Raw genomic sequence first — 24,044 nt, 5'->3', positions numbered from 1 at the left:
TTAGCTCCTTTGCGCCTTTGCGTGACTATTTTTCAAAAAAAGTTTCATTTTTTCGGGTAAATTAGGCACTGACTTATGGTTGCTAATTAAACAGAACAGATGAACAAACTTATCGCGGCCCTGGCATTGTCTGTCGCAGCAATGACCAGCGTAGGCCAATCTTCCACGCATGACCTGCAATTCAGCCAACTGGCTTCCCGTTGGGATGAAGCCGTACCATTGGGCAACGGCCTGTTGGGCGCCCTGATCTGGCAGAACGGCGATCACCTCCGGTTTTCGCTCGACCGGGCCGACCTATGGGATCTTCGCCCCATGAAAGGATTACACCGCAAGGAATTTAGCTACCAATGGGTAATAGACCAGGTACATAAAAAGGACTATCAACCGGTACAACAATATCTTGACGCGCCTTATGATGCCGAAGCAGCACCCTCCAAAATTCCCGGCGGGGCATTGGAATTTGATACCAGGAACTGGGGACCGGTACAATCGGTACATCTGAGCCTGCAAAATGCCCTTTGCGAGGTAAAATGGCGTAATGGCGCCTCGCTGCAAACCTTCGTAGATGCGGTAAAACCCGTGGGGTGGTTCCGTTTTGAAAACATTCCTGCACAGCTAATACCTCAACTGGTAGCACCACAATACCAGGGCGCGGTAAAGAACAGTGGCGATCCGGTAGGCGGCGACGACCTGTCGCGGTTGGGCTATAAACAAGGCGACATCCATCAAACCGGCAATAGTATTACCTATCACCAGGAAGGCTGGAATGGGTTTACCTATGATATCAATGTACGGTGGAAACAAACAGCCGCTCATACCATTGAAGGCGTATGGAGTATTTCCTCACAATATCCGAAACAGCCCGTGCAGGAGTTGGCAGAAAAGGTAACTGCCCGTAGCACAGCACAAACTTTCAATAAAGCGCTGACTGCGCATAGCAGCTGGTGGCGCCAATTTTGGAGCAAGTCAGCTATTCATGTGCCCGATACCCTGCTGGAAAAACAATGGTACCTGGAACAATATAAATTTGGCGCAGCTGCCCGGAAGGATGCTCCGCCTATTTCCCTGCAGGCAGTGTGGACAGCCGACAATGGCCGCATTGCACCCTGGAAAGGCGATTATCACCACGACCTGAATACGCAGCTCAGTTACTGGCCTGCTTATAGCAGCAATCACCTGGAAGAAGCCACAGGATATCTCCGTCACCTGGAAAACAATAAAGCTAACTACCTGCGCTATACGAAAATGTATTTTGGCGTACCAGGACTCGCCGTACCGGGCGTAACTACCCTCGACGGTACCGAAATGGGTGGATGGATCCAATATTCGTTGTCGCCCACCGTATCTTCCTGGCTGGCCCAACACTACTATCTCCAATGGCGCTACAGTATGGATAAAAATTTCCTGAAAGAAAAAGCTTATCCCTGGTTTAAAAGCACGGCCACCTTCCTGGAAAACATTACGGTAAAAGATGAAAATGGGCATCGTAAGCTGAAAATCAGCTCCAGTCCAGAGATCAACGACAATAGCCTGGAGGCCTGGTTTCCACAAAACACCAACTACGACCTGGCGCTGATGAAGTTTACCTTCAGCAAAGCCGCAGAACTTGCCACAGTGCTTGGATTGAGCAGTGAAGCTGCTCATTGGAAAAAGATACTGGCGGAATACAGTGATTTTGCACTCAGCCCTCAACACGAGCTGATGTTTGCCCCCAGTATGGCGTATAACCAATCGCACCGCCACTTTTCGCATATGATGGCTATTCATCCCCTGGGGCTTATCAAATGGGAAGACGGTGAAGCCGCCCAAACCATTATCCGCAATTCTATACATCTCACCGATAGTATGGGACCGGCATATTGGTGCGGCTACTCCTATTCCTGGATGGCCAACCTGAAAGCCAGGGCTAAAGACGGCGCAGGCGCAGCCAAAGATTTACAAATCTTTGCAAAAGCCTTCTGCTCTATCAACAGCTTCCACCTGAATGGAGACCAAACCAAATCCGGTTTGTCCCAGTTCACCTACCGCCCGTTCACCCTGGAAGGAAACTTCGCCTTTGCAGCCGGACTACAGGAAATGCTATTGCAGAGTTATGCCGGCTTTATCAATATTATGCCCGCTATTCCGGCCTACTGGGACAACGTGGCTTTCGAAAATTTGCGTACCGAAGGCGCTTTCCTGGTAAGCGCGAAGAAAGAGGGGGCACAGGTGGCAGAAGTGAAAATAGTATCTGAAAAAGGTGGTAATACCCGCTTGAAACTACCGTTCAAAACATTTTATGCGGCCAGCAACAAAGGATTTGTGATAAAAAATACCGGGGATGGTTTTCTTCTGTTGAACAGTCAACCAGGTAGTGTGTTGGTACTGAAAAATGGATATGAGTAAAGCGGAAAGCTTAAAGCTTTCCGCTCTACCGACTACCCGTGTAAAATCTTCCGCAGTCACGAATGTATTTATAGTACTGGTATTCTGTTTCAAAGCTTAGCAGCAGCTCATAGCTGGGCCGGTATTCTTTCATAAATGCTTCCAGCGCGGGCGATTGTAATCCGGTAATTTTCTTAACCAACACGGCATTAAAGCGGTAGTCAATATATTTTTCGCGTTCATCCCTCTCCAGGAAACGCCGGAAAGCTTCCATCCGCTTAATTTTCCGGATACTGAGCAGGGCGTCCAGGTTAACACCGGCTCCTACGCCATTGCCACCGCTGGTCAGGTAGTCTGGCGAATAATCGAATACTTTCCGGTATTCATTACGTCGCTCCAGGGAGTCAAATTTATACCCCCGCATCTTTTCAGTGACCACTACGGTAGGCAGGGTCATTACGCTCACATGTAAGCTCATATCAAACGGGCGATTGAATGGAATTTCCCTGACGGCAAATTTCATCGTAGGTTTTCCCTGGTAAGAAAAGCTGATAGAATCCGTTACCGGTACAATGATGCTGTAGTGTCCTAAAGAATCGGTGACAGCACCCGCGCCGGAGTTACTCCTGACGCTCACACCTGCCATGCGCACCAATTGCGTACGGTCGTAAACGGTGCCGCTTACCCGTACCTGGCCATTGGATACGATGCCTGCCAACATCAGTACTGCTAATAATGCTACTTTTTGTAAGTGTGTAGAAATGCCCATTTCGGCCCCAATCTAAGACAGGTGGCAAACATATACAAGAATATCACAAATATTAACAATTCATTGAGGCGCCCGGCAGCGCTAAAAACTTTTCTTATTTTCACATGAATATTTACTGCCAAGGCCATGCAAGCTCCATTATACGATCCATCACTGAACGATTTTTTTGATGTCATGAAATCTTTCATCACCCTTTCTGCCGATAGCAAATTGGCGATGGCAGCTATTCTTGACAAGAAGGAGCTGCCCAAAGGTTATCAACTGGTGAGTGCGGGAACGGTGTGCCGGCATGTATATTTTATTGAGAAAGGCCTTACCAGGACGTTTTACAGCAAAGACGGAAAAGATGTGACCGACTGGATCAGCGTAGAAAAAACCTTCGCCACCTCTATTGTCAGCTTTATTACCGGCCTGCCTGATGTCCGCAGCATTGAACTGCTGGAGCCATCAGTGTTGTGGGCTATTGGTCACGACGATTTGCAGCAACTCTACGATGCCAACCATGAGATAGAGCGTTTTGGCCGCTTGCTGGTAAGCTATGGCCTGGTACAAATGCAGCAACGGTTCGACGACCTGCATTTTGCCACGGCCCGCGAGCGTTACCAAAAGCTGATGGAGCAACATCCCAGCATTATTCAGCGGGTGCCGCTGGGCATGGTAGCCTCCTACCTGGGCATTACCCCCGAAACACTGAGCCGTATCCGCGCCGGCTACAGTAATTGATAAATGTCAAAGGAAAAAAAATGGGATGTATCCACCTTTGTGGTATAAAACTACAAGGTTATGAACACGCTATTATGGATTGCCCAGTGCCTGCTGGCCGCCGTTTTCATGTATTCCGGCATCATGAAATCTTCTCAGAAAAGAGAAAAACTGGTGGAGGTCGGGCAAACGGGTGTAGCCAACTTATCTTATCCTATGATCCGGTTTATTGGTATGATTGAAATATTGGGTGCAGTGGGTATGATAGCCCCCTGGGCCACCGGAATTTTGCCATGGCTGACTCCCTTTGCTGCATTGGGTTTCGCCGTAATTATGATGATGGCGGCGCCTATACATTATAAACGCGGCGAATATGTTGCCGTAGCCTTTAATATTTTCCTCCTGCTGACAGCTTTAGCCGTAATGGTCCTGCGATATACCTGACAGCACTTACCACTACCGCTTCCTGGCTATTTTTTCCTGTAAGACAGCAATCTGGTTGAGGCTTTCTTCGAGTCGCCCGTAACAGGCGCTGCCATCAATAGCCAGGTCTCTTTTGCTGATATCATTGCCGGCTAAGAAAGCGTCCAGGTTAGATAGGTAGCGTACCTGCTGTCCGTATAAAATATCATAAATCTGGTCATTGAGCTTATCGCCCTCGATCTTCAACGGATCGCTGACATAATCGGTAACATTGCGCATTTGTTCCATCACGAGGTTCATGCTGGATTTGAGGGCTTCCAGGTGCGCCTCGTCTTTTTTACCCGGCGTGATGTTGTTACGGAATAAGCTGTCTGACAGCGATTTCCGTAACTTCATATAAATCTTCAGTTCCCGCTTCAGATCTTCGAGATGCTGGTTTAGGTCGGCAGCCTTCTCCCGGGAAAAATATTTATCAATATCATTATTCAGATGCCGGGTCCAGGTCACCAGGTCGAAAGTAATATCCGTTACGGCGGCTTTGGGTGACTGTGCCCGTGCCTGGGTAGAAAATAACAGCAAAAAGAGCAGGGCTGTTCCGGGGAATACTTTGCTAAACATCATATTGTACTCATTAAGCGATTGCACAGCGGCACATTGAAAATAAACAATTTATAAGAGTGCAGCAAAATATAATGTTCCTAACGCCAACGCCTATATCCTTTTTTATCGCTCGCAGCCGGCAGATGTTGCTATATGCCAATTATGTCGTAAATTATTGGCTACAAACCTGCTTTATCGTATGAAAATAGCCACCTATAACGTAAATGGCGTTAACGGACATCTCCAGGTATTACTTCGCTGGCTGCAAGAAACCACTCCCGATGTGGTGTGTTTACAGGAACTCAAAGCTCCGCAGGAAAAATTCCCTGAGCAGGCTATCCTGGACGCCGGTTACCAGGCGATCTGGCATGGTCAGAAAAGCTGGAATGGAGTGGCTGTCTTATCCCGCAACCTACCCATGAAAGAAATAAGGCGTACGCTCCCCGGCGATCCGGATGACGTGCACAGCCGGTATATAGAAGTAGATATCAACGGCCTGCTCATTGGAGGCCTATACTTACCCAATGGCAACCCCGCCCCCGGCCCTAAATTCGATTATAAGCTCAGCTGGTTTAAACGGTTGACCGACCATGCCAAAAGCCTGCTGGACCAGGGCATACCGGTGGTACTCACCGGCGATTTCAATGTAATGCCTACCGAAAAAGATGTATATAAGCCCGAGCGTTGGGTTGACGATGCCCTATTCCGGCCGGAAACGCGGGCGGCCTTTAAAAACCTGGTAGACCAGGGCTGGACAGATGCCATCCGCAAGCTATATCCCGAAGAAACCATTTATACATTCTGGGATTACTTCCGTAATGCCTATGGCCGTAATGCCGGTTTGCGCATCGACCATTTCCTGCTTAGTCCGCAGGTGAGCAAACGCCTCCAGGCAGCCGGGGTAGACCGCGAGGTACGCGGCTGGGAAAAAACCAGCGACCATGCGCCGGTATGGATACAGCTGGCCAACAAATAGGGCCACTCCGCCATTGAACAATTCCTGTTATTCTCCGTTTAAATACTGTTCCCTACACGCTTCCAACACAGGGAGCCCAGGCAGGCTATACCTGTTAGCCGGCGTGAGGCCTTATTTCATCACTCAAAACATGTTGCTTATGTCTATCGTAAAAGTCATTGAAGTTATTTCGTCGTCCGACAAAAGCATTGAAGATGCTTTACAAAATGCAGTAGCGGAGGTGTCTAAAACCATTCACAATATCGACTCTGTATTTGTAAAAGATATCAAGGCCCATGTAAAAGATGGGAAGATAAGCACCTACGGGCTTATCTGTAAGGTATCATTCCGGGTGGATAGCTAACGGCAACAGAAAGCTATTGAAGCAGCTGGTTACTTCAATAGCTTTCTATATTATTTTATATAGTACGCCTGATAGGGAGATCATGATCAGGATAGTGACTATTCCACCGGCAATACAAATCCCCATAGCTTCCCGTCCGGTCGTGTATATTTCGGAATAAGACAGGTTAACCCCCTCCCTATTTTATCCAGACAATAGTTATCTTTCCGGATATTTCAGACATGGCTAAAAAACTACCGCTATCTTTTTACCGGCAGAACGATGTGACCAGCATTGCCCGGCAACTACTGGGTAAAGTATTGGTTACTGCTATAGATGGTGTACGTACTGCGGGCATTATCGTGGAAACAGAGGCCTATGCCGGCATTCGTGACCGGGCCTCTCATGCATGGAATGATCGTCGTACCCAACGCACCGAAGTGATGTATCAACCCGGGGGACTGGTATACGTATACCTCTGCTACGGCCTGCACTATCTTTTCAACGTAGTTACCAATGTAAAAGAGGTACCCGAGGCGGTACTGGTAAGAGCGCTGGAACCACTGGACGGCATCGATGCCATGCAGCAACGTTACCCGCATAAAAATACGGTAAAGATGACAGCCGGTCCGGGTAGCCTTTGTAAAGCCCTGGGCATCGATGCTGCACTCAACGGTGAAAAATTAACCGGTAGCAGCATTTGGATAGAAGATGCCCCTCACGTTCCCGATGCACAAATCCTGGCTGGCACCCGCGTGGGTGTGCAGTATGCCGGCGAAGACGCGCTACTGCCCTATCGCTTCTCCATAAAAGATAATAGATGGGTGAGTAAAGGGAAAGGATTGTAACAGATCGCGACCTCTCGTTGAAAATGTTTCTCTACATTTGGAGCCTAATATTTCTTTCATCATGCGTTATACGCTGTTATTACTGACGCTACTCTGCTACAGCCTTTCTACATCTGCCCAATCGCTTTATATTAAAACATTCGGAAAGCCTGGCAGTACTCCCCTCATCTTCATTCACGGCGGCCCTGCCGGCAGTGCCGTACATTTCGAAGCCACCACCGCGCAAAAGCTGGCAGCCAAAGGGTTTTATGTCATTGTATACGACCGCCGGGGAGAATGCAGATCAGCAGATGCCAACGCAACACTGACCTACGAAGAAGCATTTACCGATTTGAACAACATCTACCGGCAATATAAGCTGACAAAAGCCAACCTGATAGGTTTCAGTTTTGGGGGACTGGTAACAACACTTTTTGCAGAGAAATATCCTGAAAAGGTGCAGGCGATTGTATTGTGCAGCGCCCTGTTTGCGCAACAGGCCACCTACAACCATATACTGGATACGGTAACACGCATTTACCGGCAAAAATCAGATACGGCTAAACTGAGGGAAGTGGCCCTGGTAGAACAACTAGATAAAAAATCGGCACGCTACCGAAGCGAATGTTTCCGATTAGCCAGCGAAAATGGTTTTTTCCGGGTAGCCCATCCGGATCACGAGGCACAGGAAATTTCCCGGGCTTATGACAGCAGTGCCTTAAAACAAACCGATATCCGTAATAAAAATGCGCCCGAGCGCTTTTATAAAAACGAAACGCGTGTGAACATTTATGTACAACCCGTATTGGCCTCCCTCATCCGGGAAAAACATATACCAATTTATGGGATATACGGTAAGTTGGATGGGATATTTTCTACTAACATGCTTCGTCACCTGGAGCAGTTACTCGGAACAAAAAATTTCAGGTACGTGGATAACAGCTCGCATTACCTTTATGCCGATCAACAATCAGTATTCCTGGAAAGTGTAACTCGCTGGTTGAAATAAGTATAGCATTATAAAAAATCCCTCTTCCGCAAAAAACGGAAGAGGGAACCCTTAGTATCACGTATATTTTTATTGGATCATTGGCTTATAGCGTTCCCTGCTGTCATAGATTACCCAAAGGTTGATCAGCAGCATCGGTAATGCAATTGTTAACCCCGAAGGAATGTAGGTAAGGTTGGTTAACACCACGCCTACCATTACCGGCAGGATGATGATAGCGCCCAGTGCCCTTGTTTTAGGAATGATAAAAAGCAAACCTCCTATTATTTCAATGGTGCCTACCAGCGGCATCAGCCAGGATATTTCCATAAACGCGCCCATAGCTTTCATCATGGCAGGTGGCATATCTTTGGGTGGCGGCATGTAGTTAAGGAATTTATTCAGCCCTGCGTTTATAAACATGAGACCAAACAGCAGGCTCAATACAAATAGAATCTTGTTCTTCATAGTGGTAGTTTTGAACAAAGATATTTAATCCCTTAATAAAATATTCAGGGGGCTCTTGCCATCCCAATTTTTTTGCGTGACCACTTTTCCTCTATTCGCCACCGTTACCTTTAGTTGTTTGCCTGCGCGCTTAACCGCGATATCCATGTCGGCCCCAAATGCCCGGATATGGCGCAATGCCATGTTGTTCCAAGCGGCGGGTAAACGCGGGCATATCTCAAAACTCCGTAGCCCTGTTGGCACGATGCCAAAAAGTCCTTCAGTGATCACCCGGCAGTACAGTGCGCTTTCGGCCGAGAGGTGGCGCTGGTCGCCTTCCGGCCAGGCTTCTACCGGGTAAGGTACGTGCTCGCCGAGCAAACGTTGACGGGTATAGTAAGCCAGGTATTTCAGGGTTGTATCGGTAGCGCCGGCGAAGAAGAGTCCACGAAAAGCATAGAGTGTAGACCGGTCCCAAAAGGTATGATCGCCGGCAGCGGTGAGGATACCGTTGTGTGTCCACAGGTAGGGCGACAGTAATGCTTTCATTGTAGCATCTTTCCGTTCATTGATACCCATGACCAGCGGCAAACAGATCCACGAGCGCAGTACCGTATTTTCTTCGTAGTAACGATAGGTATCGAAGCCCTGTACCGTGTGACCAAAAAATTGTTCAATGGCTTTACTCAGCTGTTGTGCCCGTTGATGATATAGCCTGGCGGTATCCTTGCTGCCTAAAGCAGTGGCCAGATAAGCCGCGCTCTCGTAGGCACCGTAAGCCAGCGCATTGGTAGAGAGATTGGCTTTCCCGGCGGGAAACCGGCCTTCGAGTTCGTCAGCATCCGAGGTAATAATGCCATCTGCCCTTTTATGCCGCTCCAGGTACTCCAGGCACCAGTTAATGAGCGGGTATAGCTGTTTCGCCAAGGCGGTATCGCCGAAGGCCAGTGCGAACCGGGAAGCGCCATAGGCAATCATGGCCTGATCGCCACGGTCGCCGGCGCCATTCCAGTATCCATCTCCTTCAGCAATAATAGAACTGGGTATGGGTTTATATGCTTCGTTCATGTACCCGGCAAAGAGGCGAAAGCTATTCACGGCTGATTCATTGCCATTCAAATTACCTAGGAAGGGAAAGAAAGGATTGGCATATTCTGCCTGGTCGTTGGCCCAGATGGCCGCATAATAAGCGCCGCCACCGGGGCCATGCATCAATCCTCCACGGGTGTCATAAATGCTTTCGGTAGCCCGTATTTTGGCGAAAGCAAACCCGCGGTTAAGCGTATCGTTGGGCGTTTCCAGCACGAGCGATTGTGTAAGCTGATGGATGAAAGCCGTGCGCTTTGCCAATTCATATTCCGGGGAAATATAGCGGGGCGGTTCAGTTACCTTGCGGGCGGTGTAAATCACCGCCAGGCGATGCTTCTCCCCTGGCGCCAGTATGAAGCTGCCATGGCCGGTTACGCGGGATTCGATGATATACTCGCCATAAACGCCTTTATCTGCGGCCGTGTGGCAGGTGGTCTGTAAACTGTCGATTACGATGCCACAGGGACGGTTGCCGCCGTTAGTCAGCTCCCTCAACTGTATAAACCCCGCTTTATCGGTGGATGGAAATAGTATATCCGTTACTGTTATAGGTGTGTTGGTACGGGAATGTACCTGCAGTAGCCCTTTCAGGTAGCAATCTGCCGGCATCATTTTCATCGGCACACCATCTGCCTTCACGGGTGGCAGTTCGCTGCCGTCGAAATCCGTTTTCAGGCTGGCGTGTGTGTTATTGGGAATGGTACGCAGCATGGGGAATACCAGCTGCTTCTTCAGCAACAATTCCTGTTGTTCATTTTGGCCGTAGGTAATGATGGCGGAGAGCTGCAGCCCGCTCATTTCAAGATGGTCGGTATGGGTAGGCCCTTGCTTTACCATCCAGCGGATGCCGCCATCTGGCGCCAGCTCCCAGCGGGGCGTTTGTGCCAGGGAAAATTGGGCGGAGGCCAGCCAGCAGCCTATCGCCAGGCATCGTTTCAATATATTCATATATCAACAGTTTTTCACCGTAAAAACCGATCATCATCATCCCTTTCTCCTGGTACCGGGCGCGAGTTGTCGGTAAAATGTGATAGCATCCGGCAACGGGAATTCAACGTGGCAGATTACTTTTTTTTCTTGTTCTATAACACCGTTCACAGCTAATTATCAGGTAGCGCGGTGGCGAAATTAGCAGATAGAAAAATAAAAAACTTGCAGATATTACCTTCTTCTCCAAAGATTTTGACTGTTAGCGGTCAAAATAAGCCTATTCTTTTAAGGTTGTTTATGGGTGGAGTCTTTTTGCACCGATATCCGGTAATCGTTGGGCGTAATGCCTTTTACGCCCCTGGGCTTTTTGTGGGTGGGTAATAGATAGATAGAATCAAAAACCCGTTCCTGCGGCCGGTTATCCTTTGCTTCAGGCGAATCTACCCGGATAGCCGGTACCAGTTGTACCTGGATGGAATCTACCGGCGGTTGTTGGGGCAATTTATCGATCACGGATATACTATCTTTTTTCATTACCGGGGGAAGCGGCAGTGCAGTTCCTTTCCGCGGCAGTGGGTACAGAGAAGAACTATCGGCCGGGGCAATGGGTACCGGGGCTGTTTTTTCCGGTACAGGTGTTGGGGTCACTGTTTTATTTGCTGCTGACTGGCTGTGTATATACCACCATATGGCCCCGATGAGCAGGGCAATGCCGGCGATGATGAACCAGCCTTTTGTATTTATTTTAAATGGGTGAACAGGATTTTCTTTAGGCGTATCCACTACGGCATCCAATTGCATGTCAATACTGGCCCAGATGCTGTCTGCCATATCTGGCACAGGCATCTCTTCCAGCTTTGCTGCTATTAATTTCTCGTATGGTGTGATGTTATTCACTAATTTTTAATCGCTGTTATTTTCTGTTGAAGAATTTTTCTTGCCTCACTCAGGTGCCATTTGCTGGTGCCTTCACTAATTCCGAGCTGCCCGCCAATTTCTTTATGCGTGTAGCCGTCGATGGCGTATAGCACAAATACAGCGTGGGTAGCAGGCGGCAGCTGCCTTACCAGCTCCAGGATAGCCGCCGCATCTGTTTTCTCAATGATGTCATTATTCACCACCGGTTCTTCTACCGTGTCCAGTTCCAGGCTGGAAAACCGGCTCCGCTGCTTGATATGGTCCAGCGATTCGTTGATGATGATCCGCTTTAGCCAGCCATGGAAATTCCCTTTGGTATCATCGAATGTATGAATGCTCCGGAACATCTTTACAAATGCCTGCGTCAGGATATCTGCCGCCTCGTGGGTATCGGCGGCATAGCGTATGGCAATAGCCATTGCAAAGCCATAGAGCTGCCGGTATAGCTGCTCCTGCGCTCTCCTGTTGCCACTGCGGCATTCGATGATGATATGATGTAACTCTTGTTCCAGGAACTATCGAATCGTTTAATACTGATACCTCACTTTTCCGGGCTGATGGTTATTACCATTTTGCGTCGTGGACTTTCCGTGCAAACATAGCCGTGGCGATGGCGCTGATATTTAATTTTTCCATCGGCTCCAGCTCATTGTAAAACCAGACGTTGCGGTCGATCATATCTACAATAGCCACTACGCCATCGCTGTTGCTAAGCTCGTAACCGGATAGCAGTTTAAAAGGCAGCTTGCCGGTTTTGCCATTACTCAACTCGGTTTTCCGGATGCTCAACGGGTTAATATAAATTGTATCCCTTCCATTGGTGGCCAGCCCGTTGTCTTCCTGCTTTGCGTACGCGAATGGGTTGGGGTCGTGTTCTGCTTCCCGGTCGTATATATTCGTCATCATCAACTCCCAGTTGTTACGCCCTGGCATATTGCCGGTACCGATAATGGCTGAGAAAATGTATTGATAATGCTGTAATTGCTCAAAACTACTGAAGTAACCGGTTTCTTTGATTAACTGGTACTCCAGTTTCTTGGTCACCTGCTTCTCGTTGGCATATACTTCGAGGGTATTCTTCCCGTCTGTTATGGTGTATCGGAACCTGGCTTTCTCCTTCTCTACGGTTTCATTTTTCTGTATACCATATTTATTCAATATCAGGTTTTGCAGGAAGAAGGCACGGCCGCCCCAGCCGGGGTAGCTTACATGCACCCCTCTTGTAATTTCCGACGTGCTGATATTGGCGAACGACATCTTATTCCCTCTTGCGCCATCTACATGTTGCATAGTAGCCTGCTGTTTAAAGGCATCAGGAACGGCTAATTTCATAGAAGTGCCACATCCCATCAGGCAGGCGATTCCCATCATTAATACTGCATTTCTCATTTTACTTTGAATATCATCGGTTATTTATGCATTGTTTCCTGGAGATCGAATGTATTCACATTATTGATAATCATCAAATAAGAGTCCTATACCCACCTCCCTCACCACTAATACCTCTATTCTTAGGCAAAGGTTGGGTAACGGGCAAAAAAATATTTTTTATTTTTTCCCAACCATTTGATTCCTGGAGGAGGTACTACTATCAAACAATAGTTTTTCACCTACTTAAGCAATATGTATGACAACAATTACAACGAAATGGGCCTTAATGGTATTAGTAGCAGGCAGTTTACTTTTTTCCTGTAAAAAGGAAAAAAGCAGTGCCCCCACCCCCACCTGCAGCGTGAATATGGTAAACATTTCCGGTACCTATAAGCTCACCTCCCTACAGTATAAATCGAGTACCAGCACCACACCGGTAGAAGAAACAGACTCCTGGGAACCTTGTGAAAAAGATGATATCATTATCCTGAAAAGCGACGGCATCTATGATTTTAAAGACCAGGGTACGGTTTGCAATCCTTCCGGTAATGAACATGGCACCTGGGCTTTAAAAGGAAATACTTTGACGAGTAATGGGATATTAAAAGGTACAATAACGAGCTTCGATTGCAAAACGATGGTATATGTAACGGAGAATGTGTTGGTACAGGGGGATAAATATACGTTTACGATGGTAAAACAGTAATTTTAAAAGGCCTTTCTGCCATAGCAGAGAGGCCTTTCTTAGGCATCTTATATAAAAAAGCAGCCCACCAGGGGCTGCTGCTTTATCGAAAATAAAAACGAATTAATACAAAGTAAACTCCACCCGTCTGTTTTGCTGACGGCCAGCCGCTGTTTTGTTGGAAGCAATTGGCTGCGTAGAACCGTAACCGGTAGCTTCGATCCTTGAAGCGTTAGCGCCTTTAGATACCAGGTAGGCCTTGATAGCCTCGGCACGTTCTTTAGATAAACGCATGTTGGTAGTAGCAGAACCGGTATTATCGGTATGACCTGCGAGTTTCAGGCTGAAGTTTTTCTCTACCAGTAAGCTGGCTACCCTATCCAGGCTAGCATAAGAAGTAGGTCTGATGGTGGCTTTGCCCAGGTCAAATTCCAGGTTATCGATCGCATCTTTCACTACTTTCCTATCGGCTTCCGTTACGATGATCTTCTCTTTTACCACCTGTACGGGAGTGGGCAGCGGGCAACCGGCGCCATCTACCTTAGTACCGGCAGGCGTATTCGGGCATTTATCCAGGAAATCAGGTACGCCATCGCCATCGGAGTCTGTTTTCATATCAGCAATTTCCTGTTTCAGTCCTGCGATAGCAGCTTTGTTCTGTGCATCGCTTGCTTCCAGTGAGCTTTTCAGGGCTGCATTCTTATCCCATAAATCCATCGCTACCTGCGCAGCCGGATTTACTACTGCTAATTGTGGTTTCTTTTTGCTGCCAAGGGCAAATTCCACCCCTAAACGCGCGGTTGAAAATTTATCTTTATTACCGCTGTTTACACCGTCAAATACTTTACTGTTGACAAAATTTACGTTGTAACCCAGATCTATATTTACGCCACGAGCCACATTAAACTTAGCACCTACGCCTACCGGGATATATAATTCGCGATGTGTTTTGCTACCATCGGAATTTAATACGGCGATTTGTGTACCATCGGTAGCAACAGCCGTTGGTTTAAAGGCGATAGCACCCGCACCGGCTGACACATATGGTATGATATAGCTCTGTTTATTGATCCAGTTGATACTGCCCAGGCTAAACACGCCACTCACGGAAGCAGCCCAGTCGATATCCGTCTTAAATTCGTTGATACCTCCTGTTGCCATAGGTGTACCGACAATATTAGTTAATGCCTGGGAACCTTTGGTAGTACCTTTCACCTGCCCTTTCAGGAAGTCGGCCTGCAGGCCGAAGTTGTGAAAGATTTGCTTTTTAACATAAGCGCCGTACACCAAACCAGTATTCTTTAAGTCAAAGTTGTTGAAGTAGTAGGGACCACCAAACGGACCGAATGCTCCCGAGCCGCCACCCCAAGCACCTACAGACCAGGTGCGGTAATCTTTTACACCATTAAACGGGGTTACACGGTCAACTTTATGGGTGCTATCCTGTGCAAATGCTGTTCCTGTCAATGCTAAAGCCGAAGAAGCCATCAAAAGCGACTTCCTGAATTTTGTAAACGTCGTCATAATAAAATGAATCGGGTTAAATAATAAATCAATTTCGCACTACGGCATATAATAGTGGGTTCAACATAACATCGGGTACCTGAGTTAGAACATGGGGCACTTTGCAAACGCTGTGCCAACGTATTATACAAACGTAATAAAACGGCTGTGTTTTACAGCCTTACAATTCTATATAACCCTTTACAGTATTGACATACGAGACAATTCTTTTTTTATTTCATATAGCCGTTTCATTTAAGTGTGATGACTACCCTTTCATGGATTCACAAGTCATATATTGAATTAAACAAACAAAGAAGATTCACACAAAACATGAGTTTTTTTATTCTATTAAGAGAAAATTCCAATTGTTAGATTTACCAACTCCCCATAAAAAGACAGGGGCGCACATGAGGCGCCCCTGTCTTTACTGTAACGGTCAAATCACATTAACGACTATTTATTGCATAGGATCGAAATCGCCTCCCCAGTTGTTATTTTGTTTAAACAGGGGATTACGGTCTAAAATAGTTTTAGGAATACCGTAAATATAATACTGATCTTTAATAGCAATGTCTACTGCATCCGTGGCGATGACAGTGGAAGTAAACCTGTTCCATACGGTATTGATATCTGACAGCGGCGTAACATCTGGCTGACCAGCCTTCAGCAATACGGCAATACCGTGGCGCTGCGGAAGTGCTCTTAAGTAATCAAACATCTTCCAGCGGCGTAAATCGTTCATGCGTTTATTTTCAAAGCAGAATTCTACGAAACGTTCTTTCTGCATCAATTTACGGATATCTGGCTGGGTGGCAGCTGTAATGCCATAATTGCCCAACGTACCGGGCAAAACGCCTGCACGGGACCTGATTTGCTTTAATACATCCAATGCGACTGCGGTATTGCCTACTTCATTGGCGCATTCGCCATAGTTCATCAACACTTCTGCATAACGGATTTCAATCCAGTCAACCGCAGCATTGTATACCGTGCCTTTATCAATGGTTTTATCAATGGCCTTGATACGGTAAAAGCTGGAATTAGACCATAACGGGTCCTGGGTAACGGAGTTGTGTACCCCTTCCAGTCCGGTGGCGCCGCTGTAAGCCGTGATGCTGGTAAAATACGTCCACAGGTAAGTCTTATCATCGCGCATCCCTTTTAAATATTGATTAGGCGCGCCATTGTAGTAGATATTGGCATAGAAACGGTCGTCCCTGTTGGCAAACAAGGTATCGTAGCTTCTTGTCTGTGCTTCCCAGGCGGAGCCGTCTTTCATCGGGAAAGCATTGACTAATTCCAATGATGGCCGGTCATATCCTACGTCATCCTTAGACCAGTTCAACGGCATCAGGCCGCCTTGAAAATAAGTTGCCTGCGGATAATTGAAGCGGTGTACCATTACCACCTCCTTATTCAACTCATCGTCCCATATTTTGCTGTAGGGGGCGTATAGTCCTTTTCCGCGTGCATCCAGGAACTCTTTAGCAGCTTTGTTGGCTTCGAACGCCTTTTGCCAGGAAGCAATTCCACCTAAGCCATTAAATAAGGGGCTGGCATAAAACAACAGCACTCTTCCCTTAAAGGCCATGGCTACTCCTTTATCTACCCGACCCATATCATCGCCGGTAAAAGCATCGGGCAATAATGCAATCGCATCATCGAGATCTTTTAAAATCTGCGTTACACACTCGGAGGTTTTGCTCCGCGGGCGTTGCAGCGCAGTCAAATCAGAGGTAGGCGGCTGCGCTTCCAGGATCAGGGGTACCCCACCATAGCTGCTTACCAGGTCATGATACGCCCAGGCTCTCCAAAACAGCGCCTGCCCTTTAATTTTATCTTTATCTGCCTGGCTGAAAGCCGCTTTATCAATATTACCGAGCAAAATATTGATGGTTCTTATCGGCGTGTATCTCGAAAAGATATTTCTGGAATCGAAGGTAGCAGTGCCTCTGAACCAATCGTTGGTTTGCTTTTGATAAGGTACGCCCTCATCTGTTCCGTTACCGCTGCCAGACGTATTTCCCGGCATCAGGTTGGAATAAATCTGGTTTAAATAAGCGGTGGCCATATTTACATCCGACCATACCTGGTCAGGACCAACCGCAGACAGGTTGGTTTTATCAAGCACCTTGCTGCAGCCGGCTAATAAAAACGGCGTCAGGACGGCGAGTATCGCGGTATTTATTTTGTTCTTCATTTTTTCTAATCTTTTAATGTAAACACACATTTCTACAACCGGATGTCAATTCCTGCGGTAAAGGTCTTCGTAGTTGGATAGCTCATAAACTGGGCTATCTCAGGATCATACAACTTAAATTTGGTGATGTTAAACAGGTTAGATCCTGCCAAAAATATCCTGACATCTTTCATCTTCACTTTACTTAAGATAGCATTAGGCAGGCTATAATTGATGTTCAGGTATTTCATCCGTAAAAATCCACCGTTGTATACGTTGAAATTGGATGTCCAGGTATAACCATATGAATGAGGATCGCCCCATGGATATATTTTAGGCGTAGTACCATTTGGATTATCTGTGGTCCAGGAATCGGCATGGTATGCAGGTACTTTCCCCCCGCCGCCGAAATTCCGGCCCCAGGCATCATTGTAAGAGATCTTATAGCCGGTGAGCCCGGAGAACAACGCTTCAATTGCAAAGCCTTTGTATGATAAGGAAACATTCAGTCCATAGCTGATAGGTGCATGATCTGCCCCGAAATAGTTACCTAACACAACCTGGTCGTAACTGTCCACCTTATTATCAGGTTTGCCATTGGGACCGCTGATATCTGCAAATAACATATCTCCCAATGCGGGTGCTACACCATTGATCGTGTAACCTGCTGGTAAATTGTCGAGATCTTTTTGTGTACGAAGAATACCCAATGCCTGGTAGCCGGTTCCATAATTCAGAGGTTTGCCGTTAGGATTGGCGTAGTCCTGGGTATTGGCTGCTACATCTTTCCGGATTACTTTATTGGCGGCATAGGTAAACATACCTTTCACATTGTAGCTAAAATTGCGGCCAATAGTATTATTGTATCCCAACTCTATTTCAATACCGTGGGAACTTACCTTACCGTAGTTTTCCGGAGGCAGGGTAGTTCCAAATTCGTTGGGAACGGCCAGTATCCTGGATCCTAAGATGTCATAAGACTGACGTTTCCAATAATCAAAGCTGAACCTGATGTTCTTATACAGGGTAGCGTCTATGCCAAAGCCGGCAGAATTTGATTTTTCCCAGGTGAGGTTACTGTTGGGTAAACCACCATATGCCAAAAGTGGCGCAGGGGTACCATTAGCGCCCAGGAAATAAGTGTTGCCCTGGATAATATACTGCTCCATCCATCTCCAACGGCTGTTAGGATCATCTTTATCCAGGATGTCGTTACCGGTAGTAGCATAGGATGCGCGCAGCTTTAAGAAATCAACGGCACGGCCTACCGCTGATGAGTTAAAAAAGTCTTCTCTTGAAATTACCCAGCCACCAGATACTGATGGGAACCACCCCCATCTTTTGGCAGGTGCAAAGTTGGTAGAACCATCTCTGCGAACAGAGGCACTGAACAGGTATTTGGCATCGTAATCATAATTGACTCTTCCGATATAGGATAATCTTCCGATCTCTTTTTCACCACCGCCTGTTGACCAATCTGCATTGTTAGCACTGGTGTATAAAAACTGGTCAGACGCTACCAGTGGGAAATTATATCGTGTTACGCCAAACGCATTATTGAATCCTTCAAATTGCTCATACACAAACAAAGCGCCTATCGTATGCTTTCCAAAAGTATTGTCGTAATTCACCTGCGTATTGAACTGGTAGTTGTTATCCCTTGTATATGCATTTGACAAGTACGGGGTTCCCGGATCGCCACTCATGGTAGTACCGGTCAGTGTGTCGCTATATATCAGGCCATTAGGACCAGTTTTCTTGAAATTATACAACAATTGTTTTTTAGCAAAAGACTTTATATAGTTATTGTCAAAGTTTTTGCTATAAGTACCCTTTACACTCAGCCCTTTTACAAACGGTATTTTGTATTCGGCGGTAACGAGCGCGTCTATCTGTTGATTGCTGTTATGCCAGTATCCACCATTTCTCATCATCTCTATAGGATTTCCTAACCAACCAGGATTATTGGGCTTACCATTGATGTAAGGACTAGCGAATACATCCCAGTACAGGAGCTTACCCCAGAGATTATTCAGGTCATCGGAGCCATAGTCGTACGTAAAGTTGAAGCGGCTACGGGTACCATAGCTGGTGCTCAGGTTTAAACCGAGGGTAAGATTTTTCACCAGGTTGGCCTCCAGGTTACCGCGCAGGTTATACTTTTTATAGTTTACCTGTGGCAGGAAGCCATTTTCGCTTACATAGGATCCACCTATATATCCCCTGATTTTCTCGTTGCCACCGGAAGCGCTCAACGCATAGTGCTGGCTGTTAGGATTGGTATATGCTTCCTTGTAATAGTTATCGCCATTGGGATTATTTTTTAGCACCCAGGCAATTTCCTCATCACTCAAACCGCCATTCACTGATTTCGATAAATTTAAGCCGTCCTTTACCGGCATGTACTTAGGCAATGCACCCACCCGTTGCGTATTATAGGTAGCATTAAAATTGATAACGGCTGCCCCGCTTTTACCTGTTTTAGTCGTAACCAGGATAGCGCCATTGGAAGAACGGGAACCGTAGATAGCTGCAGAAGCAGCATCTTTCAATACGGTGATATCGGCCACTTCGTTCGGATCCAACGCATCGAAGCTGGTCTTATCCCGTACTACTCCGTCAATTACATACAGTGGTTCCACGGCGCTATTACTAAAGGAAGAAGCCGATCTTACTTTTACCGTTGAACCAATACCGGGGGTACCGGTAGGTGAACTGACAAAGACTCCCGATAAACGACCCGCCAGTGTGTTAGAGAGGTTAGTAGCAGGAATGAGCGCAATGTCCTTTCCGCTCATAGAGGAAACGGCGGATGTCATTTTAGCGCGCTTCTGCGTACCATACCCTACTACCACCACATCTGTTAATTCGGTAGTAGCAGCACTCAACCTGATGGTAAGCGGAGATGTACCGGCTACCGCATAAGTGGTACGAAATCCAGTCATCGTAACCCTGATGCGGGCGCCGCTGGAAGTAGTAATTTCAAATTTACCATCCTGTTTGGTAATTGTTCCGTTTTTTGCATTTCCGTCTTCGCTGACTGTTGCACCTGGTAGCGGCATTCCCAGGGAGTCGGTAACGGTGCCCTTAACGTTAATTTTGTTCTGTGCATACACCCGCGTAGCACACAGGAAGACCAGGCATAGGAGTGCCATGGCTCCTAGGAGCGATTTAGTTTGGTTCATAAAATAATTAGGTAGTTAATCTGTGGAATTACTAGTTCATTGTCCGACCAATAATAATTCTAATCAAGGTTAAAGATCTTATCTTGACAGACGGAATACCACTCTTAATTTGACCATTACAAATGCTATTTTTGCAGTCTGTTAATCACTCGTTACAAGTGCGCTATGAAGGGAATACAAAGAGGAAGCAATAAGAAATACCGGGCAACATTCCGTGCAAGTTAGATGGCGGCTACCTGCCATCGTTGGCTATCATAATATATTTTTACCCAAAACCGGATCAATTTTATCAAAACCTTCCTGTTACTGGTATCACTGGCTATTTTAAGTCAACTATATGCGAGCGTTATGGAAAATAATCTATTGCAATCCAAACAGCATTTTGACGTGCTGGATGGTTTGAGAGGGTTAGCAGCCCTCTCCATTGTTGTATTTCACCTATATGAATTTATTTCGCCCGATTACACCAAAAGCCCGATTGGACATGGTTTCCTGGCAGTGGATTTTTTCTTCTGTCTGTCGGGTTTTGTGATAGGGTATGCCTACGACGAGCGGGCGCCCAAGCTGGGGTTACGGGCATTTTTCAGAAATCGCCTGGTGCGCCTGCATCCCATGGTGATATGGGGAAGTGTAATTGGCTTGCTGGGATATATTTTTGATCCTTATATCGGCGCAGCTTCGGTAGCAGAAGCAGGTACCGGTAAAATACTGGCGGCCTTCGTATGTTCATTGTTGTTATTACCTTTTCCCTGGTTGCCGGGAAGGTTCAGTGGCCTGTTTCCTTATAATACACCGGCCTGGTCGCTGTTCATGGAATACCTCATCAATGTCGTATATGCGTTTGTGTTATTACGTATTTCCAAACGATGGCAGCTGTTGCTACTGGTAATATCAGCGGCCTGGATAATAGCAGTGGCACGGCACCGCGGCTGGATCATCACCGGCTGGGATGCGCCTACGTTCCTGGATGGATTTGCACGGGTAAGCTTTTCATTTTTAGCAGGACTTACTATTTTCCGCTTCAACCTTATCATCAAAAACCGGCTCAACTTCCTGTGGCTGGCGGCGTTACTAATAGGCATCCTGCTGTTTCCCCACTATGAAAAAGACTGGATTACTGAAATGGTACTGGTAATCGTTGCCTTTCCGCTATTATTGTCATTGGGAGCAGGAGCACAGGTGAGTGGTTGGTTGCGCAGCTGCTGTGTATTTACAGGCCGTCTCTCCTATCCGCTGTATATGACGCATATATGGGCCGTATGGCTCTTTGGTAATTACCTTACCAAAATGAAGCCTGCCCCAGGGGATATGTACCTTGCAGCCCTTGCCGTATTGGCAGGAACCGTGCTGCTAGGCTACCTGGCGTTAAGATACTATGATGAACCGGTGAGAAAATGGCTGACGCAGCGAAGCGTACAAAAGCAAGAGCAACGGAAAGTGGCAGCGCAAACTACCGCATAATAAGTGTAGCCGGAAGGTCTGTGCCTTGCACAGACCTTCTTTACAAATGCAGCTGTATATAACCGTCAAACAGATCGTTTATCATACTCATCATGACGGCGCCACCAAACGCCGTTTGCTTCATTGCGGCCTTTAGGCGCCCGGTCCAGCCATTGGTAAACGTTCCACAGGCTGTCGAGTCCGCGGGCGTAGGCAGAATAGGTATGATAAATAACCCCGTCTTCCATAGCGAAGGTGCTCATACCAGGCCGGTCGCGATGAAACGTAGGGACATCTGTTCCGCACATCTCGGCAAACTTTGCCTCAGCGGATTGCCCTCCATTCTCCTGCTCCGGACGCCATTCGAAGGCACTTTCCTTCCGGTAGTTGTATTCCACCGCTCCTGCCCTTTGCTCATCTTCTGTAAACCACACATTGAAATCATGATTGAAATCGCCCGGGTGAGATGACGCCCAGGGGAAAGTCCAGCCCATACGCTCTTTATATGCCTGTAATTTCGGTAATGGCGCGCGGGAAACTGCCCAAAACATCACATCATGATTGGCCAGGTGAACGTCGATCCCGTTAAAGCCATCGGCAATCATAGAGCAGGAAGGACAGCCGGCGGCATAGTCCGGTCCAAACATAAAGTGATAAATCATGAGCTGCGACCTTCCCTGGAACAAATCTGCAAGGGATACCCTGCCGGCACCGGTATCGAAATAATAGGCTTTATCCACCCGGATCCAGGGAAGCTCCTGGCGCCGTAGTGCCAGTTCATCGCTACGCCTGGTAAGTTCCTTCTCCTCCCGGAGTAAGGCGATCCTGGCTGCCAGCCATTCTTTCCGTGTAGCCGCTTTCGGATGCTGATATTGGTTTTCCATGATGTTGAAATTTGAGGTATACGATAGTATAAAATTAAGGGCTTCTCAGTAAGATACACGGGGGGAAATAAGACTTTGCCAGGGGGGTATCAGGCCATATGGAGGGCTATTACTTTTAATAGGAGATAATGCCACGATAGATCAGGCCCGGCCGTTAATCAATAAATCAAACATAGAAGTAAGTTTATAGTAATCTTCATGGAGCTTATTACTGTAACGCTAGTGAAGGTAGCGATTTATGCTCACTGAATAGACGAAATAAAAGTAAAAAATAACACCAAACCGATGATGATAGCTATAAAGGCGGGAATCATCAGCAACTTCTTCCTTCCTGAAATAAGCGTTGTTTTCACAAGTCCAATTAATCCAACAACAGGCATGAAAATAATTAACAGGGTAAGCGTTCTCGGATTATTATACCAGGGCGTATAATTTAGTGGCCTGATTTTCATATAGGGATATTTGAACGAATATATTAAAAATTCCTCAACCCGCCCATGCTGTTTGCAAATCTACGGATGGTTATCCAACGCAAAATCATAGAAAGTCCCACAATAAATAACGCTTCAACTCTTCAACAACTCCGAAGGCGCTTGTCCAAACTGTTTCCTGAAAGCAAAAGAAAAATGCGACAAATCTTCAAAGCCCAGGTCGAGGTAAATATCATTGGGGCGTTGCCTTTTTTGGGTAATCAGGAAATAGGCCTCCTGCAAACGCCGTTGCTGCAGCCAGCTGCGGGGCGAAGTCTGAAATATCTTCTGAAAGTCCCGCTTAAAGGTGGCCAGGCTCCGCCCAGTCAGATAGGCAAAACGCTCCAGCCTCACATTGAAGTGGTAGTTCTGCTGCATAAATTCTTCCAGGTTGATTTTATATGGATCTGAAAAATCAAATAATACCTTTTTCAGGTTTTTATCGTACGCAAACAATAACATCAGGGCTTCCTGTTGTTTCAGTTCCAGCAGTTCCGGGGCTTTATTTTCAAGTAGATCCTTGTATTGCAATAGCGACTCCATGAAATAAAACAAGTGGGGCGCTGTCGACAAATCAATAAATGAGGGCGTAGTGAGTTTTTCCTCCAGCTGAAAAGCCTCCCGGGCGCTGGCTTGCCGAAGTAACTCCTCTCCAAACCGGATGGACAAAGACTTAAACTCCTCTTTCTCCGTTGGATTTTTAATAAACTTCAACAACTGGTTCTTCCTGGCAAGATAGATATCGCCTTTCCTGAATATTTTCCGTTCGGTACCATCATTTAGTTCCATCTCTCCTGAAATTATCATTGCCAGGCTATGGTGGGTAACAAACTGCTCTCCTTCCCGGAATACGGTAAAGTGACAGGAATAATTAATATTGCTCGTATTATCAGGCATTTTATTTATCGGTCTGTATATAAACATGGCCCGGTACATGCCCGGGCGATGTTCATAAATATAAAACATTTT

At 46.8% G+C, this 24,044-nt stretch carries 21 protein-coding genes; 9 read left to right on the top strand and 12 right to left on the bottom strand.

Going from position 1 to position 24,044, the window contains the following annotated elements:
• Positions 1–99: 99 nt before the first annotated feature.
• Positions 100–2,385 carry a glycosyl hydrolase family 95 catalytic domain-containing protein gene (locus tag HGH90_RS10940; RefSeq protein ID WP_169191078.1) on the top strand — a complete coding sequence of 762 codons (2,286 nt, stop codon included), beginning with the start codon at positions 100–102 and terminating at the stop codon, positions 2,383–2,385.
• A 25-nt stretch (positions 2,386–2,410) separates the two neighbouring features.
• On the opposite strand, the gene HGH90_RS10935 is transcribed toward HGH90_RS10940, so the two are convergent.
• On the bottom strand, positions 2,411–3,133 hold the full coding sequence (locus HGH90_RS10935; protein WP_168767380.1) for a carboxypeptidase-like regulatory domain-containing protein: 723 nt from the start codon (positions 3,131–3,133) through the stop codon (positions 2,411–2,413).
• Positions 3,134–3,259: 126 nt separating this feature from the next.
• Here HGH90_RS10935 and HGH90_RS10930 point away from each other — a divergent pair, with 126 nt between their 5' ends.
• Together HGH90_RS10930 and HGH90_RS10925 are read left to right on the top strand one after the other, a co-directional pair.
• Entirely contained in the window at positions 3,260–3,856 is a 597-nt protein-coding gene (locus HGH90_RS10930) for a Crp/Fnr family transcriptional regulator (protein WP_168767381.1), read from the top strand.
• A 60-nt stretch (positions 3,857–3,916) separates the two neighbouring features.
• Complete coding sequence (locus HGH90_RS10925) at positions 3,917–4,279, top strand: DoxX family protein (RefSeq protein WP_169191077.1); 363 nt, start codon at positions 3,917–3,919, stop codon at positions 4,277–4,279.
• A 12-nt stretch (positions 4,280–4,291) separates the two neighbouring features.
• On the opposite strand, the gene HGH90_RS10920 is transcribed toward HGH90_RS10925, so the two are convergent.
• Positions 4,292–4,879 carry a hypothetical protein gene (locus HGH90_RS10920; RefSeq protein WP_168767383.1) on the bottom strand — a complete coding sequence of 196 codons (588 nt, stop codon included), beginning with the start codon at positions 4,877–4,879 and terminating at the stop codon, positions 4,292–4,294.
• 178 nt (positions 4,880–5,057) lie between these two features.
• Here HGH90_RS10920 and xth point away from each other — a divergent pair, with 178 nt between their 5' ends.
• The 4 genes from xth (at position 5,058) to HGH90_RS10900 (ending at position 7,992) form a co-directional block, all read left to right on the top strand.
• Positions 5,058–5,834 carry an exodeoxyribonuclease III gene (xth, locus tag HGH90_RS10915; RefSeq protein ID WP_168767384.1) on the top strand — a complete coding sequence of 259 codons (777 nt, stop codon included), beginning with the start codon at positions 5,058–5,060 and terminating at the stop codon, positions 5,832–5,834.
• A 139-nt stretch (positions 5,835–5,973) separates the two neighbouring features.
• Positions 5,974–6,177, top strand: coding sequence for a dodecin family protein (locus HGH90_RS10910; protein WP_145670487.1), 204 nt, complete (start codon positions 5,974–5,976; stop codon positions 6,175–6,177).
• Between the two features lie 221 nt (positions 6,178–6,398).
• Positions 6,399–7,004: a DNA-3-methyladenine glycosylase gene (locus HGH90_RS10905; RefSeq protein WP_169191076.1), complete on the top strand. Its 606-nt coding sequence runs from the start codon at positions 6,399–6,401 to the stop codon at positions 7,002–7,004.
• A gap of 61 nt (positions 7,005–7,065) precedes the next feature.
• On the top strand, positions 7,066–7,992 hold the full coding sequence (locus HGH90_RS10900; protein WP_168767387.1) for an alpha/beta hydrolase: 927 nt from the start codon (positions 7,066–7,068) through the stop codon (positions 7,990–7,992).
• A gap of 69 nt (positions 7,993–8,061) precedes the next feature.
• Here the strand turns inward: HGH90_RS10900 and HGH90_RS10895 are convergent, their stop codons facing one another.
• From HGH90_RS10895 to HGH90_RS10875, 5 genes are all read right to left on the bottom strand, one after another.
• Positions 8,062–8,439 carry a DoxX family protein gene (locus HGH90_RS10895; RefSeq protein WP_168767388.1) on the bottom strand — a complete coding sequence of 126 codons (378 nt, stop codon included), beginning with the start codon at positions 8,437–8,439 and terminating at the stop codon, positions 8,062–8,064.
• A 24-nt stretch (positions 8,440–8,463) separates the two neighbouring features.
• Positions 8,464–10,455 (bottom strand): hypothetical protein, encoded by a 1,992-nt coding sequence (locus tag HGH90_RS10890; protein WP_169191075.1) that lies wholly within the window; start codon positions 10,453–10,455, stop codon positions 8,464–8,466.
• Positions 10,456–10,722: 267 nt separating this feature from the next.
• A complete protein-coding gene (locus HGH90_RS10885; RefSeq protein ID WP_168767390.1) occupies positions 10,723–11,334 on the bottom strand; it encodes a hypothetical protein in 612 nt (203 codons plus the stop codon).
• Positions 11,334–11,867 (bottom strand): RNA polymerase sigma factor, encoded by a 534-nt coding sequence (locus HGH90_RS10880; RefSeq protein WP_168767502.1) that lies wholly within the window; start codon positions 11,865–11,867, stop codon positions 11,334–11,336. The genes HGH90_RS10885 and HGH90_RS10880 overlap by 1 nt, the downstream gene beginning before the upstream one ends.
• A gap of 52 nt (positions 11,868–11,919) precedes the next feature.
• Positions 11,920–12,744: a hypothetical protein gene (locus HGH90_RS10875; protein WP_169191074.1), complete on the bottom strand. Its 825-nt coding sequence runs from the start codon at positions 12,742–12,744 to the stop codon at positions 11,920–11,922.
• Between the two features lie 238 nt (positions 12,745–12,982).
• Between HGH90_RS10875 and HGH90_RS10870 the strand changes: the two genes are divergently transcribed.
• Positions 12,983–13,432 (top strand): lipocalin family protein, encoded by a 450-nt coding sequence (locus HGH90_RS10870; protein WP_169191073.1) that lies wholly within the window; start codon positions 12,983–12,985, stop codon positions 13,430–13,432.
• Between the two features lie 102 nt (positions 13,433–13,534).
• Here the strand turns inward: HGH90_RS10870 and HGH90_RS10865 are convergent, their stop codons facing one another.
• The 3 genes from HGH90_RS10865 to HGH90_RS10855 all read right to left on the bottom strand — a co-directional run bounded on the left by HGH90_RS10865 (position 13,535) and on the right by HGH90_RS10855 (position 20,281).
• Entirely contained in the window at positions 13,535–14,935 is a 1,401-nt protein-coding gene (locus HGH90_RS10865; protein ID WP_169191072.1) for an OmpA family protein, read from the bottom strand.
• A gap of 439 nt (positions 14,936–15,374) precedes the next feature.
• Positions 15,375–17,117, bottom strand: a complete 1,743-nt coding sequence (locus HGH90_RS10860; RefSeq protein ID WP_168767395.1) for a RagB/SusD family nutrient uptake outer membrane protein — start codon at positions 17,115–17,117, stop codon at positions 15,375–15,377.
• A 32-nt stretch (positions 17,118–17,149) separates the two neighbouring features.
• Positions 17,150–20,281: a SusC/RagA family TonB-linked outer membrane protein gene (locus HGH90_RS10855; protein ID WP_169191071.1), complete on the bottom strand. Its 3,132-nt coding sequence runs from the start codon at positions 20,279–20,281 to the stop codon at positions 17,150–17,152.
• A gap of 348 nt (positions 20,282–20,629) precedes the next feature.
• Here HGH90_RS10855 and HGH90_RS10850 point away from each other — a divergent pair, with 348 nt between their 5' ends.
• Positions 20,630–21,742 carry an acyltransferase family protein gene (locus tag HGH90_RS10850; protein WP_168767397.1) on the top strand — a complete coding sequence of 371 codons (1,113 nt, stop codon included), beginning with the start codon at positions 20,630–20,632 and terminating at the stop codon, positions 21,740–21,742.
• Between the two features lie 65 nt (positions 21,743–21,807).
• On the opposite strand, the gene HGH90_RS10845 is transcribed toward HGH90_RS10850, so the two are convergent.
• Both HGH90_RS10845 and HGH90_RS10840 read right to left on the bottom strand, forming a co-directional pair.
• Complete coding sequence (locus HGH90_RS10845) at positions 21,808–22,605, bottom strand: DUF899 domain-containing protein (protein ID WP_168767398.1); 798 nt, start codon at positions 22,603–22,605, stop codon at positions 21,808–21,810.
• Between the two features lie 566 nt (positions 22,606–23,171).
• Positions 23,172–23,972, bottom strand: coding sequence for a helix-turn-helix domain-containing protein (locus HGH90_RS10840; protein WP_169191070.1), 801 nt, complete (start codon positions 23,970–23,972; stop codon positions 23,172–23,174).
• Between the last annotated feature and the right edge of the window lie 72 nt (positions 23,973–24,044).

The organism is Chitinophaga sp. Ak27 (assembly GCF_012726295.1).
Classification (GTDB): domain Bacteria; phylum Bacteroidota; class Bacteroidia; order Chitinophagales; family Chitinophagaceae; genus Chitinophaga.
The sequence above is the reverse complement of the archived record's forward strand: the minus strand, read 5'-3'. Positions and strand labels throughout refer to the sequence as shown.

Excerpts from the sequence above, each read along its gene's own strand:
- HGH90_RS10870 (WP_169191073.1), top strand. The coding sequence starts at position 12,983 with ATGACAACAATTACAACGAAATGGGCCTTAATGGTATTAGTAGCAGGC.
- HGH90_RS10890 (WP_169191075.1), bottom strand. The coding sequence starts at position 10,455 with ATGAATATATTGAAACGATGCCTGGCGATAGGCTGCTGGCTGGCCTCC.
- HGH90_RS10845 (WP_168767398.1), bottom strand. The coding sequence starts at position 22,605 with ATGGAAAACCAATATCAGCATCCGAAAGCGGCTACACGGAAAGAATGG.
- HGH90_RS10935 (WP_168767380.1), bottom strand. The coding sequence starts at position 3,133 with ATGGGCATTTCTACACACTTACAAAAAGTAGCATTATTAGCAGTACTG.
- HGH90_RS10900 (WP_168767387.1), top strand. The coding sequence starts at position 7,066 with ATGCGTTATACGCTGTTATTACTGACGCTACTCTGCTACAGCCTTTCT.
- HGH90_RS10895 (WP_168767388.1), bottom strand. The coding sequence starts at position 8,439 with ATGAAGAACAAGATTCTATTTGTATTGAGCCTGCTGTTTGGTCTCATG.
- HGH90_RS10910 (WP_145670487.1), top strand. The coding sequence starts at position 5,974 with ATGTCTATCGTAAAAGTCATTGAAGTTATTTCGTCGTCCGACAAAAGC.
- HGH90_RS10925 (WP_169191077.1), top strand. The coding sequence starts at position 3,917 with ATGAACACGCTATTATGGATTGCCCAGTGCCTGCTGGCCGCCGTTTTC.
- HGH90_RS10875 (WP_169191074.1), bottom strand. The coding sequence starts at position 12,744 with ATGAGAAATGCAGTATTAATGATGGGAATCGCCTGCCTGATGGGATGT.
- HGH90_RS10940 (WP_169191078.1), top strand. The coding sequence starts at position 100 with ATGAACAAACTTATCGCGGCCCTGGCATTGTCTGTCGCAGCAATGACC.
- HGH90_RS10850 (WP_168767397.1), top strand. The coding sequence starts at position 20,630 with ATGGAAAATAATCTATTGCAATCCAAACAGCATTTTGACGTGCTGGAT.
- HGH90_RS10930 (WP_168767381.1), top strand. The coding sequence starts at position 3,260 with ATGCAAGCTCCATTATACGATCCATCACTGAACGATTTTTTTGATGTC.
- HGH90_RS10920 (WP_168767383.1), bottom strand. The coding sequence starts at position 4,879 with ATGATGTTTAGCAAAGTATTCCCCGGAACAGCCCTGCTCTTTTTGCTG.
- HGH90_RS10865 (WP_169191072.1), bottom strand. The coding sequence starts at position 14,935 with ATGACGACGTTTACAAAATTCAGGAAGTCGCTTTTGATGGCTTCTTCG.
- HGH90_RS10840 (WP_169191070.1), bottom strand. The coding sequence starts at position 23,972 with ATGCCTGATAATACGAGCAATATTAATTATTCCTGTCACTTTACCGTA.
- HGH90_RS10905 (WP_169191076.1), top strand. The coding sequence starts at position 6,399 with ATGGCTAAAAAACTACCGCTATCTTTTTACCGGCAGAACGATGTGACC.
- xth (WP_168767384.1), top strand. The coding sequence starts at position 5,058 with ATGAAAATAGCCACCTATAACGTAAATGGCGTTAACGGACATCTCCAG.
- HGH90_RS10860 (WP_168767395.1), bottom strand. The coding sequence starts at position 17,117 with ATGAAGAACAAAATAAATACCGCGATACTCGCCGTCCTGACGCCGTTT.
- HGH90_RS10855 (WP_169191071.1), bottom strand. The coding sequence starts at position 20,281 with ATGAACCAAACTAAATCGCTCCTAGGAGCCATGGCACTCCTATGCCTG.